This window comes from Ensifer sp. Root142, assembly GCF_001426785.1.
Lineage (GTDB): Bacteria > Pseudomonadota > Alphaproteobacteria > Rhizobiales > Rhizobiaceae > Ensifer > Ensifer canadensis.
The window spans coordinates 57,473-71,247 of the sequence record NZ_LMFK01000016.1; the positions used below are offsets into that span (position 1 = coordinate 57,473).

The 13,775-nt window shown below is 59.0% G+C and carries 9 protein-coding genes; 3 read left to right on the forward strand and 6 right to left on the reverse strand.

What is annotated here, in order from left to right; translation table 11 throughout:
* Positions 1 to 63: 63 nt before the first annotated feature.
* The 6 genes from ASD52_RS18615 to ASD52_RS18640 all read right to left on the reverse strand — a co-directional run bounded on the left by ASD52_RS18615 (position 64) and on the right by ASD52_RS18640 (position 7,032).
* A complete protein-coding gene (locus ASD52_RS18615) occupies positions 64 to 1,032 on the reverse strand; it encodes a glycosyl hydrolase (protein WP_025424957.1) in 969 nt (322 codons plus the stop codon).
* A gap of 1 nt (position 1,033) precedes the next feature.
* Positions 1,034 to 1,558, reverse strand: coding sequence for a DUF995 domain-containing protein (locus ASD52_RS18620; RefSeq protein ID WP_244497483.1), 525 nt, complete (start codon positions 1,556 to 1,558; stop codon positions 1,034 to 1,036).
* Between the two features lie 70 nt (positions 1,559 to 1,628).
* Positions 1,629 to 3,509: a glycosyltransferase family 2 protein gene (locus ASD52_RS18625; RefSeq protein WP_113569557.1), complete on the reverse strand. Its 1,881-nt coding sequence runs from the start codon at positions 3,507 to 3,509 to the stop codon at positions 1,629 to 1,631.
* Between the two features lie 74 nt (positions 3,510 to 3,583).
* A complete protein-coding gene (galE, locus tag ASD52_RS18630; RefSeq protein WP_025424960.1) occupies positions 3,584 to 4,567 on the reverse strand; it encodes a UDP-glucose 4-epimerase GalE in 984 nt (327 codons plus the stop codon).
* A 1-nt stretch (position 4,568) separates the two neighbouring features.
* Positions 4,569 to 5,609 (reverse strand): UDP-glucuronic acid decarboxylase family protein, encoded by a 1,041-nt coding sequence (locus ASD52_RS18635; RefSeq protein WP_025424961.1) that lies wholly within the window; start codon positions 5,607 to 5,609, stop codon positions 4,569 to 4,571.
* Between the two features lie 622 nt (positions 5,610 to 6,231).
* Positions 6,232 to 7,032, reverse strand: a complete 801-nt coding sequence (locus tag ASD52_RS18640) for a response regulator transcription factor (RefSeq protein WP_025424962.1) — start codon at positions 7,030 to 7,032, stop codon at positions 6,232 to 6,234.
* Between the two features lie 989 nt (positions 7,033 to 8,021).
* Between ASD52_RS18640 and ASD52_RS18645 the strand changes: the two genes are divergently transcribed.
* From ASD52_RS18645 to ASD52_RS18655, 3 genes are all read left to right on the forward strand, one after another.
* Positions 8,022 to 9,008, forward strand: a complete 987-nt coding sequence (locus ASD52_RS18645) for a hypothetical protein (RefSeq protein ID WP_057225143.1) — start codon at positions 8,022 to 8,024, stop codon at positions 9,006 to 9,008.
* Positions 9,009 to 9,169: 161 nt separating this feature from the next.
* Entirely contained in the window at positions 9,170 to 11,332 is a 2,163-nt protein-coding gene (locus ASD52_RS18650; protein WP_025424964.1) for a hypothetical protein, read from the forward strand.
* Positions 11,333 to 11,556: 224 nt separating this feature from the next.
* Entirely contained in the window at positions 11,557 to 13,773 is a 2,217-nt protein-coding gene (locus ASD52_RS18655; RefSeq protein ID WP_162174740.1) for a type I secretion system permease/ATPase, read from the forward strand.
* Positions 13,774 to 13,775: the final 2 nt, after the last annotated feature.

Below are 13,775 nucleotides of genomic sequence, written 5' to 3' on the forward strand. Positions count from 1 at the left end.
GAGTCTTACAAGCCTCTCGCCCGCTGGCGAGGGGCTTTTTTGGTTCCGGCACTGTCGCCGCACTCAGTTCGTGGCGTCGTTGACCACGCGCCAGTTCGGCCGACCGAGTTCATGCGGCCATTCATGCACGTCCCGATCGTTGAAATAGACGACCTCGGCCAGGTTTGGGAAATCCGGGTCGGGCTGTGTGGCGGTGTCGATCCAGGACTGCATGTAGGGCGCGCCGCCCTGCCAACCGAGCTCGGCGACCCAGATCGGCTTGTTGTATTTGGCGACAAGACCGTAGCCGGGTTTCAGCGCCTGCTTGAAGGTGTGAGGCCCGCCGTATTCGATCGCGTCGAACTGTTCGAGACCGAACACCGAAAGACCGACGAGATCGACATAGTCGTCGCCCGGATAGTACTCGCCGAGGTTCGGCATGCCCTTGGGCGACCACATCAGCTGGACATTGGGTACTCGTTTGCGCACGATATCCATCGCGTGCTTGTAGGCTTTGACGTAGTCCTGCGGCGCCCATCCGGCCCAGGAGAACCGTCCCGATGTGTCCTCCATCTCCTGCCCCCAGCGCACGATGACCGGGCTCTTCAGCTCGGCAAGCATGCTGGCGATCGCTTCCATGTTGGCGTCGTAGTCGCCCCTGAGTGTCCGGTCGCGCAACTGGTCAGGCGTCAGCTTCCAGTCGAGCGACCATGACCACGGCTCGATGGTAACCAGCAGCTTGCGCTTGCGCTGAAGCGCGTAGGCGTCAGCCAGGCGCAACGATTCCAGATCCACGTCTTCCCATGGCAGGAACAGATGCTCTGTCGAGACATCGGTCTGGTCGCCGAAATCGCCATGCGGATCATAGGCACCGAGCCGCGTTCCGCCGGGGTGGATGACGGGGCGCTTGTCGGCCATTGTCTGTGTCTGACCTGCATTACCATTGGCGGCAAGATCGGCCTTCTCCTGTGCCAACGCTGATACCAGGCCCGCGCCGGACCCCAGATTGAAGGCGAGCGCAGTGCATAGGGCGAATGCCAATTTGCGTTTCATGTCATCCTCCTGTGGCGGTTCGACCGCTCTTCTTGACCAGGTATTGGTCCTTCAGGCGTAACGCCTTTTCCGTGATTGCGTCGGAAGCAACGAGTTTCCTGTATTCGTCGCCGGGCTTGGGCTTGGCATGTTTGAAGACGTACCACTCGCCATTCGGCACGCGCCGCTGATAAATCGTGTCGCCAATCTTGCTGTGCCCGAAACAGGTGCGGGCCGGACCGGAGCCATCGAGCGCCGTCCATTTCGCCTGCATGCACATCATACCGAGATCACTGACGTACCAGTTGCCTTCCGCAAACGAGCGTTTGCCCTTGTCGTTCACGAAGGCGACCAGCTTCCTGTCATGCGCGGTGAAGCGGGCGCCGCCCGTCGGCCATTGCCAGGTCTTGTTCCGGTAGAGAGAATAGACCTCGTAGGCGCTCAAGGGGATCGGCTTGATCTCCGTCTTCGCCCTGGCGGGTTGCGCGCCGGTATAGACCGCAAAGGCTGCGAGAGGCAGCAGAAGCGGCAAAAACAATACATTCATGGACCGTTTCATCATTTTTTCTCCTCGCTTGAGGGCCTTTTGCGGTGCGAGAGGCCTGCGGCACGCTGCGCTACAGCGATGCCTGAAGCCGCCCGACCTTGCCTGTCACCCTCGTCTCACGCACCTCCGGCAAGCCGGAGCCTTTCCGCAGCCCGTCTGTCGCGGACGACGAAAACCCTTTCCATTTCAGGCGAAAACGAACGACCCTGAGGTCCGATCCACCCTGCCCGGCACCGGCGACCGAAAACTTCGCTTCGGTGAGCCCGACGAAACCGAGTCCCTGCGAGAGCGCCTCGGTGGCCTCCGCGCCATGGCGGATGGCCGACTGTCCCGACAGCACCGAAATGACCACGAGACAGCCAGCGGTCAGCGCCGTCATGGCCGTACGGGGAACGAGGGCAAGGCGGTTCTCCCGCGCATGCTGGACGTGGATGGTGGCAGCCAGCCCGGCGTAAACAAGGGCATTGATGCCGGTAAAGATGTAGAAGCCGCGCGCCGTGCCGGCGTCGGAGACGAGCCAAAGCGCAAGCGCTGAGCCGAGCGATAGCAGGAGGTAGGGCATCATGACGCGCAGCGGCAGGGGGGCTGCCGGTCCTGCGCCCTTGGGCGTGATGCGGAAATCGACAAAGGAGCCGCTGACGTGATCGCGCACAGCCGCGGCGCAGCCGAGCAGCGACCAAGGCCAGCGGGCAAAGAGAAACAGCATGCCTTCCCAGCTGAGAACCCGCGCATCAAAAGGACGGAACGTGCCGGTCGAGCGCCAGAAATAGGCAAGCCCGATCAGAACCAGCGACAGCGGCGCGAAGTGCAGCAGGAAGTCGGGATAGGTGGCGGCGACGAAGCTCCGCCCCATGACCAGCGCCATGATCGGCATGACGAACATCAACGCCATGAACAGGGAAAACAGCGGGTACCAGAGCTGCGAGAAGACGAACTGGAACTTCAGCCGCATCGGCAGCCTGGGCACATAGACCGGCGAATATTTGAGCAGGATCGTTACCAGGCTGCGCGACCACTGGAATTCCTGGATAACGAGATCGGCAAAGGTCGCGGGCCCATCCCCATGGGCGATCGCATGCAGGGCATGCACGCCCTTCCAGCCGCCGGCGTTCATCAGGAGCGTGGTCGAATGATCTTCGGCAAGCTCTGGCCCGAGACCGCCGACCTCTCTCAGCGCCTTGGTGCGAACGGCATAATGCGAGCCGATGCAAAGCGGCGCCCAGCCGTTGTTGTAGCCCGCCTGCAACGAGCCGTGCAGGCTCGCTTCGGCGTGAAGGCGACCGCGCGCCGACCAGCTGCGCGCCGCATTGGCATCGCAGATGCTTGGCGCCGAGACGTAGCCGACCTTCGGGTCGTTGAACGGGCGCAGCACCTCGACGAGATAGGTCGGCTCCGGCACGTGATCGGCATCGAACTGGGCGACGAAATCATAGCGTTCATAGCCATAATGATCGTAGAAATAGGCGAGGTTTCCCTCCTTGCAGCGGGTGCGCCGCGGCCAGGTGGCGCGGTGGTAGTCAGCAACCCCCTTGCGCGTCGAAACGAGCACACCCTGCCGCGCGCACCAATCGATCGTCTCAGGCGACGGATCCTCGTCCGCCAGCCATACGTCGTAATCGCAGCCGATCTGATCGAGCATTGCCAGCAGCGTCTTGCGGACAACAGTGAAAGGTTCTGACGGCGCCTTGGTCACGACCATGGCGATCCGGCCGTTCGGGACGGCCCGGCCGTTCTTTCCCGCGACCTTGGCGCCTGCGAAGATGAAGATGAAATAGGCAGGCAGTAGTGTGATCCAGCCGACCACGATCGTAATCATGACGTAGGATGGCCAATGGGTGACATGGGCGGGATCAAGCCACCACGCCCAGAAGAACAGGAATGCGACAATCCAGGCTGCGATGCCGAAGCCGTTCGCAATCCGCATGCGTGTCGAAAAAAGCGCCACGAGCATCGCCGAAGCATCGCCGGCCGGCGCCGCCGTCAAGGCAGCGGACCTGGCGGATGGGGCGAATGACATCTTGCCTGTCATGACCGTACCTCCAGCCCGAAACCGGGGGCAGCCGTTCGGATGATGGTTTCGATATTGGACAGCGACGGCCGGAAGCCGAGCGTCCGGCGTGCCCAGGTGGTGTCGGCATACAGCACCGGCGGGTCGCCGGCGCGACGCGCCAGAAGCTGCACGGGAACCCGTCTGCGGGTCACCTGATGGATGGCGTCGATCACCTGCCGGACCGATGTGCCGTGGCCCGAACCGAGATTGGCCTTGAGCGGCTCGCCGCCGTTGCGCAGGTAGTCAACGGCGGCAACATGCGCCTCGGCCAGGTCCATGACGTGAATGTAGTCGCGGATGCAGGTGCCGTCGGGCGTATCGTAGTCGTCGCCGAAGACATCGAGCCTATCGAGGCGGCCGGCTGCGGCCATCAATGCCCGCGGGATCAGGTGGGTCTCGGGATCGTGCCGCTCGGTCAGCTGCCCATCGGGATCGGCGCCGGCGGCATTGAAATAACGCAATGCAACCGACCGGAACCCGTAGGCCCGGGCATAGTCGCCGAGCATCAATTCGATCATCAGCTTCGTGCGACCGTAAGGATTGACCGGAAGCTGGATCGTGTCCTCGGTGATCGGCAAACGCGGCGGCACGCCATAGGTCGCGCAGGTGCTGGAAAAGACGACACGCGCCAGCCCCGCTTGACGGCAGGCCTCGAGCAGCGAAACGCTGCCGGCGACATTGTTGCGATAATACTTTCCGGGATCCTCGACCGATTCTCCGACGTAGGCGGAGGCCGCGAAGTGGATCAGGCATTCGGGTTTGAAGGTCCGTATAGCCTCGACGATCCGATCCGTGTCTTCGAGCCCTCCTTCGACCAATGGTCCCCAGCGGACATTGGTCCGGTGCCCCGTCGACAGATTGTCGTAGACAACAGGCAGGAAGCCGGCCTCATCGAGGCGTTTGCAGGTATGGCTGCCTATGAAGCCGGCTCCGCCGGTGACAAGAACGACGCGCGACATATCATACCGCCTCTCCCGCCACGGCGAGATCTGACGCGCCCAGGCGGCGATCGAAATAGGCAATGGCGCGTTGAAGCCCTTCGCGTAGCGCGACCTTGGGCTCCCAGCCGAGCTCCGCCATGGCCTGGGAAATATCCGGCCGGCGCTGACGCGGATCGTCGACGGCTGCCGCACGGTGCACGATGCGCGAGCGTGAGCCGGTCATCGTGCGGATCATCTCGGCAAGTTCGAGAACCGTGAACTCGCCTGGGTTTCCAAGGTTGATCGGGCCGATGCAGCCGTCATCCGAGATCGATAACCGTATGAAGCCCTCGATGAGATCGTCGACATAGCAGAACGACCGCGTCTGATGGCCATCGCCATAGATTGTGAGGTCCTTGCCGAGCAGCGCCTGCACCACGAAATTCGAGATGACGCGTCCATCGTCGGGGCGCATCCGCGGCCCATAGGTGTTGAAGATCCGCGCGACCTTCGTCTTTACTCCGTAGGTGCGGTGATAGTCGAAGAACAATGTCTCGGCCGATCGCTTGCCCTCATCATAGCAGGCGCGCGGCCCGATCGGGTTGACGTTGCCGAAGTAGCTTTCGCGCTGCGGGCTGTGCAGCGGATCGCCGTAGACCTCCGATGTGGAGGATTGCACGACCGTGGCCCCGGTGGCGCGGGCGTTTTCCAGCGCATTCATGGCGCCGAGCACGTTGGTCATCAACGTTCCCACCGGGTCGGCCTGATAGTCCGGCGGAGATGCCGGTGAAGCAAAGTTGAAGATGACGTCCACGTCAAAAAGGAAAGGTTTGCGGACGTCGTGCTCGACGATCTGGAAGCGGCTTGTCTCGCTGAGATGAGAGAGGTTTTCTCGCCGACCGGTCGAGAAGTTGTCGAGGCAGACAACGCTGTGCCCCAGACAAAGAAGTCTTTCGCAAAGATGAGACCCGAGAAATCCGCCGCCTCCGGTCACCAGTATTCGCTTGGGTATGCCTGCTACCTTCTTCAGAAAATCCTGCCCGCCGACAACCGGCAGCTGACCACGACCGACCTGACGCATTACACACCTCCAATTATTATACACACCATTGCACCTGGTGATTGGAGACGAGACGTGACTGAAAGCTACAATAAGGAAATATTCTTTATCAAGAATTCAAAACACGACCCGACAATATAAAAATAATATCCAGAAGGACCACGAATCCTTCTTCAGTAATTTATTATGTTAGATGATTAGCAAATAATTAATACATAGTCAACACGGAACTAAAATAACAATATATGATGCCATACACAATAAAGTTACAATCACAAAACATGTACCTAATTTGAACAAAAAATCAGCAGACATCACAAATTATAAACAGAAAGCGAGAAGATATAATTACATCCATCGAAATATCTTCGTATAACTACATAACTGAAGAATAATTACTCAACCATCCGGCATCAACGACATATCGGATCTACGCCATACGGCCACGCTTCCTCGCACCTCTGTCTGCGACACGCGATACTCGCCGCCACGACAAAGCATGCGATGCCCGCCTGGGCCACCGCAACAAACATCACAGACGACGTGAGAGTACTTGGGTTAAACCGCGCCCAACGCAAACCGTCCCTCAAAGTCGCCAATTGGCGATGAGCAACGGAAGCATCATCCCCGACGTCTCACGGCGTCAGTTCTTCCAGCGCGAAGAAAACGGTCCCGCCGCGTGCTCGGAATCCGCATCGGTGGTAAAATAGCGCGATGCTGCTTCCGTCCGGTTTCGCACATTCATCTTCTTGTAGATGTTGCGGACGTGAACCTTCACGGTGTTTTCCGACAACCCAAGGCGATCGGCGATAATCTTGTTCTGGGTTCCCATGCAGATCAAATCGAGAATCTGCACTTCGCGGGTTGTTAACCCACCCAGACTTGCCTCCCGCCGCCGCTTTCCGGCATTCGCATAGACAGCAGCATCGGACGCTTCCGCCTGCCGACCATAGAGCTTGGCCGAGTTAAAGGGGTCTACCGACAGCCGCCGCAACAGTGCAGCCGGGAAATGCTCGCCCCCCTTCATCAGCAGATCGATCGCCGCAAGGCAGACATCAAGGTGCAGGTTGAGAGGAAGGACACCATGGATCAACCGCTCTTCAACAAAACCGGCGATCGACGGATCGAGTTCTTCGGCATTGTCCACCACCAGTCCGATCGAGGCCTTGGGATGGAACTCGTGAATGGTCCGCAGGATTGTCGGAAATGTCTTGGCAGACATGCGGTATAGCATGATCAAAGAAACATCGACGAGATTGCCGTCGAGCAAATTGTCGGGGTCGGAAAGACTAACGACGTCATGTCCAGAAAACCGGGAGCCGACCGCCTGCATCAAGCACTCGGCAAACAGGTCGATCTTGGCAAGCATGACAATCTTTTTCTTTTGCGACAAAGCCTTGTTGTTATCTTCAAAATCGCCCACGTTATGGCCTTCAGGATGCATTACGCCCTCCTCGGGTTTTCCCATTTATTCTTATGGGTGCGCCAGCCTGACTCGGAGTTACGCCCATCTCAGCAAATTGATTCGTGACCAGTGGATAGCGCGAACCCTCTCCACAGACGGAAAATTCGCACTAGCTAATGTATCGTAAAGGTAGGAGGGGTGAAACAACCCAAAAGGATTAGATGCCCTCCACAAAGCCCCTTAAATCGTTCTAATTAGAACCATCTTTGGGCTAATTCTTAACCAAAAGTATAACAAGATCGTATCCGAAGCGTCTGAATGGGCTTTCAGCCTAGGCTACTCAGCCATCCATATCATCCATTTCCATCCGCAGCGTCGGCCGCACACCGTCCGTGCGCCGGCTCTCGCCACCAGAAATAGCTTCTCTCCAGAGAGAACCTTAGGCATATACCTAATAATACTTCCTAGGAGCTATCTCTCGGGGTGAGCATTGCACTCCCCGTGATGGCTGACAAGACCTCTCTGCGCTCTAAAGCGCAACTTGCCCGCGAGCACCAGAGGTTGCGCCAGGTCGATTTTTGCAAAGATTAACAAACCCTTGCGATCCCTAAAACCCCAAAAAATCCCGAAAAAACGCCGATAATTCGCCCAAAAATGGCATGCTAGCTCCAATTGATGTCTATCGTCCCGTCGTATTCAGAGCCACACTCCTCTCATCGCACTTGAGTTTCGTGTGATCCGAGCCCGGTACCTGTGTGTGCGTTCTGGCTCGCGGCCCGTGTGAATGTGTAAGCGTAGTGAAGCGTAAATCAGTATTAAACCAAAGACATAATCACACGTAATGATTGAGTGCAGGAACTAACCTGCCGCAATTCGATACTTAAAACAACATTGAAATATATTGAGGCCCCACAGATGAATATCCCGCGGGAGCATCATCTGAAATTCAAAAAAGAGCCAGCTCCGGATAAAAACCTCATAAAGATGTAGGGGTTTCGGTGCTGGCTCCTTCTCAGGAGGAGAACCACATGTCCGCACTTCTCGACGATAGCATCAAGGCCGATGATGATCTGAAAGTCGGCGCTCTCGCCGATGGACTGGCAACCAGTGCTGCCAATGATCTGAACGTTGACGACGGGTCAACGAGCAACGTTGGCATCGCCAACGGCAATGACCGCAATAACTACAGCGACAGTTCGCAGGACAACGACACCCACATCAAGACGGATGTCGACACCGACATCAAGACCGAGGCCAATGAAAACGGCGACAACCGCAACAACTACTCCGACAGCTCGACCGACTACAATTACGACTACGATTACAAGGACAACAGCAGGGTCGAAACAGATATCGACCAGAAGGCCAACGGTGACAACCGCGACAATTCCTATGAATGGGATTATGACAGCAAGGTTACCACCAAGACAGACATCGATACCGACATCAAGACGGAAGCCAACGACAACGGCGACAATCGCAACAACTACTCGTCATCCGACAACGACATCATCACCAAATCGGACGACGACTTTGCAACGCTGAAGGACGTCAAGGACTTCGACAATCTCGGCATCGCCGGTGGGGACCTCACCTTCAATCTCGGCGACGACTTCTCGTTTAATCTGAACGTCGACCACATCCTCAACAACTCGCTCGAAGGCGCCGGCAACGATACCGGTTTCAGCGTGGTACAGGCCAACAACCTTGCCGATCAGGACCAGGCCTACGACGTCAGGATGAACAACTCGGACGCCAACAACGACCTGCGCGCCGACGGCGGGCACTCGGATGGCGGCGATGGTCTGAACTTCGACACCAAGTCGGATTGGGACCTCAAGGCCGGTGACGGCATCAACGGCAGCACGACCTCCGACTCGTCGGCGATCCTGGCAAATTCCGGCTTCCATCAGGAAATCGTCCAGGGCGCGAACCTTGTCAGCAACACCGTCGACTCCAGCGTCATCGGTGGCAATTCGCACACTACGGATGTCGGTCACGACACCGACAGCTGATCGATCCGTTTCACAAGAGAAGACTGCACCGGCCCCCCGCGCGGCCGGTGCAGTCGCGCAGATTTGATTTCGGATCGGTTCGTTTCTTTTTTACCGGGGCATTCCTGTCTAGGCCCACCGAAGTCTCCCTTTGATGCGGAAAAAAGGGAAGGATCGGGACAATGCATACGGAAAGAGTGAATGAAATCATTGCACATTTCATCGGCCTGTTCGAAGCCGATACCGATGAAGCACGGCTGAGGCAGAAGCAGCTCGAAGGCGGTGATCTGAAGGAAGTTGCGCAGCAGCTCGAAGACGGCGAAGCAAAGCCGTCCGACTTTACATCCTCATACCAGCTGGTCGACTATGATCCTGAAGTGCTTTATCGAGCGCCCTCCCATGACATTGCCGATGTGGACCTGTTCGGCCGGATCCGCGGCTTCGGCGATCATTTTGCCGATGCTGTCGCCCAATACGGCAATACCGTACCGGTGAAGCTGTTCGCCAACCTCGGCCAACCCGACGGGGCACCTGTCGAAGACAAGTTGATTGTCCACGACGGCCCCGGCTCGGTCATCGCCCATGTGGTCCAGGCCAATATGGTGCGCGACGACGACGCCCTGAACATGACGGATTCCGAGGTCGCCCCGCGCGACACGACCTACGTCAGCTACAAACTTGCCGAATTCAGCGCCGAGGCAGCCGAAGCCACTCCATTCGCGCACTACACCCGCGTCGACACCTTTGAAGGTCTCTCGAAAATCGCCGACGATCTGTCGGACTACGCCGCGGCAAACCGACTGCCGGAACCGCCAGCCTCAAGCAGCGAGCCCGCCCTCAACGCAGGCGCCGATGCTGGCACAACCATTGTACTCACCGAGCAACCCGCCACTACGGATCCGCTCGACGACGAAATCGACCTTCCCACGACCGTCTCTCCGGACGAATTGCCAAGGGATGACAACGGCAATTTCGCCTTGGCCGCCGACAGCATCGAGGGCGTCTACGTCAACGGCTGCCGCGTCGACGAAGCCCCGGTTCTTGCGGACTTCATGCCTGATCGTGGACTGGCGCAACCGGTTGCCGATCCGGAAGGCACCGACGGCCCGCTGCAGGAGGAAGACGACAAGAGCGGCAATTCCGTTTACGTCGAAGCCGGCGCCAACATCGTCGCCAATATCGTCAGCATCGTCGAGACCGGCGTCATCGCCCCCGTAACGGCGGTGATGGGCGGATACCATCAGATCGACATCATCTCGCAATCCTACGCCTATGCCGACAGTGACAGGCTGGATAGGGTTCTGAGTGAAAACTCGGCCGAATCTACGTCACGCACGGTTGCGATGAACATCGCCAATTTCGGCCGTGATGCCTATCATTCATCGTCTTCCGAGCAGGACGGCGATACGGCTCAATCGTCGATCTTCCCGAACGCCTGGCGCGTCAGCATGGTGGAGGGCGACGTTTCCTTCGTCCATTGGGTCGAGCAGTACAACTTCGTAAACGACAACGACACGGTGACCGTGACCACCACCGGCGTCCAGACAACGGCCCTGACCGGTGGCAACGTGGCGGTCAACCTCGCTTCCTTCCTCGGTTTGGGCGACCAGTACGACCTGGTGATCGTCGGCGGCAAGGTCCTGGACCTCAACATGATCACCCAGGTCGCCGTCTTCTACGACAACGACCACATCAGTGGCATTGCCGCCGGCAACGGCATGACCGTAAACGAGAGCGGCAACCTGATCTGGAACCAGGCGTCGATCCAGAACATCGGCGCGAATGACCGCTTCGAAGCGATCCCGGACTATATCCAGAAGGCCGTCGACAACATCAACGACCGCATTGACGAACTGCCCTCAGGCTTTTCGCATGACCTCAATTTCCAGGGCTATGAAGGCCTGAACATTCTTTACATCACCGGCAACCTGTATGACGTCAATGTCATCAAGCAGATCAGCATTCTCGGCGACGCCGATTCCGTCAGTTACGTCGCCAGCAAGATCCTCAGCGACAATCCGGATGCTGACATTACCATCCACACTGGTGCAAACGCCGTCGTCAACAGCGCTCAGATCATCGACTACGACAGTTTCGGCCACACGACCTATGTCGGCGGCCAGGTCTATTCCGATGCGATCCTGATCCAGGCCGGCCTTGTCGACCACGACACCGATACCCATGACGTGACGCCCAAGGGCGACCGGCTCGCCAACGAAGTCATCGCCTTCATCGGCGACGACGACGCACCGTCACATCCGACCGAAACAGTGATCGACGCCGGCAATGACTTGTCCTGGTCCAACGGCCAATGGAACGACGTCATGCACACGGTGCTGACCTAACAAGAACACGAACGGGGGAAGGCATGAACGATCTTTCTAAGTGGCGTGGCAGCGGCAGCAAGGCGCCTGCACGGGAAGAGCCGGCTCCGGAGGTCGTCGACGAACTCGAAGCAGCGTTGACCAACCGATGCATCGCCGCGATCAACGAGGCCGTTGAAGGCCTGCGAAAGGTCGGCCTGGATATCCGCACGACACGGAAAGGGCACGCGCCGGCACCGAAAGCGATGTCGGAACCCGCGAAACTCGCCGATGCCCCCGCCCCCCGCGACCAAGACGATTCCGACGCAGAGTTTCTCGCCCTCGCCCGCTCGATGGCAAACCCCATCCGCCATACCGAGAAGAAGCAGGCCAGTTATCACTTCGGCCCAAGGCGCGACGGCGCCCGGTGGCAAGACCGCGAAAGCGCACCGCTGGAGGAAGTTGAGCGTCAGGCAGCGCCGGTCGTCGCGGCAATCGCCGAGATGCCGATCGCAAAGGCGGCGCCGGCGGAACTGCCGGAAAACAGCTCGACTGCGCAGCAGCAAGCACATCGTCGTGGCAACGACAGCGACCCGGCCGATGAATTGAAGGGCCGACCGGGTCGCGCTCTCCCGCAGACGATCGACAACGATCCAGGCCCGCTGAAAGAGAATGACCGCCGTCCGGCCGTCCGCGACGGCGGCGGCGCCCCGACCGATGGCGGCGGTGGTGGTGGTGGCGACAAGCACACCTTCCACAAGCGCATGGGACCGGTCAATTTTGCCGCCAGCCTGCGCAACGGTATGGCCGTCGTCCGCCGCAACATGATGATCGTCATCGCGTTTACCATCGCGATCAACGTTCTGGTCCTTGCCATTCCGATCTACCTCTTCCAGATCTCCGATCGGGTGCTGACCAGCCGCTCGCAGGATACGCTGGTGATGCTGACGATCGCCGTGCTCGGTGCCATCGTCCTGCAGGTCATCCTCGATTCCATCCGCCGCTTCATCCTGATGCGCACTGCCGTCGAAATGGAGGTCCAGCTCGGCGCGCCTATCTTGAGTGCGGCCGCGAGAGCGTCACTGCACGGCAACGGTCGCGACTATCAGGTGTTGAGCGACCTCCAGCAACTGCGCTCCTTCATCGTCTCCGGCACCCTGATCTCGTTCCTCGACGCGCCGCTGATGCCGTTCTTCGTGGTGGTCGTCTATATGATCCAGCCGCAGCTCGGGTTGATCGTCATCATGTGCTGCGTGGTGCTGTTCGTGATCGCGTATCTCAATCAGAAGGCGACGTCGCAGCCCTTCAGCGAGGCCAACGCCTTCCTCAGCCGCGCCAATTTCCACCTGGATTCGATGTCGCGCAACTCACAGATCATCAACGCACTGGCGATGATCCCGGAAGCAGTAAAGATGTGGGGCCGCGAGACTGCCGGTTCGCTGAAATCGCAAGTCTATGCCCAGGACCGCAGCATCATCTTTACCGGGGCATCAAAGGCGGTGCGCATGTTCACCCAGGTCGCCCTGCTTGGCTGGGGCGCGCATCTGTCGATGGACGGGCACCTCACCGGCGGCATGGTCATTGCTGCCTCGATCATCTCGGGGCGGGCGCTTGCGCCGGTCGAAGGGGCAATCGAGGGTTGGAACCAGCTCAATCATTCACGTGCCGCCTATGGCCGGATCAAGCAGTTGCTGGTCAACTCGCCCTTGAACTTTCCGCGCCTGCGACTGCCGAACCCGGAGGGCCGGCTCGATGTCGAACGCATCCTCTTCGTGCCGCCGCCGCAGAAGCGCGTGATCCTCAACGGCATCTCCTTCTCGCTCAACAAGGGGGAGTCGCTTGCGGTTATCGGTAATTCCGGCTCCGGCAAGACGACGCTCGGCAAGATGCTCGTCGGTTCGATCGTGCCGACCTCAGGCAATGTCCGCCTCGATCTCATGGATTTGAGAAACTGGGACCAGCGGCAGTTCGGCGAAAGCATCGGCTATCTGCCGCAGGACGTGCAGCTGTTTCCCGGCACGATCAAGGCCAACATCTCGCGCATGCGCGACGATGTCGAAGACAGCGCGATCTTCGAAGCGGCCGTACTCGCCGACGTGCACGAGTTGATCGCGTCGTTCCCGCAGGGCTACGAGACGATCGTCGCTGCGGACGGTGCGCCGCTCTCGGGGGGCCAGAAGCAACGCATTGCGCTGGCACGCGCCTTCTTCGGCAACCCAAAATTCGTGGTGCTGGACGAGCCCAATTCCAATCTCGACACCAATGGTGAGGCAGCGCTTGCCCGCGCACTGGTGCATGCCAAGAAGCAGGGCATCACCACCGTGACCATCACCCAGCGTCCCTCCTTGCTGCAATGCGTCGACAAGATCATGCTTCTGAACGAGGGAACCGTTGCCATGTTCGGTGCGCGCAATGACGTGCTTGCAGCCATCGGCGCCAAGCCGAAGGACGAAAAGTCCGCACCCCGTATCGCCGGAGAATGACC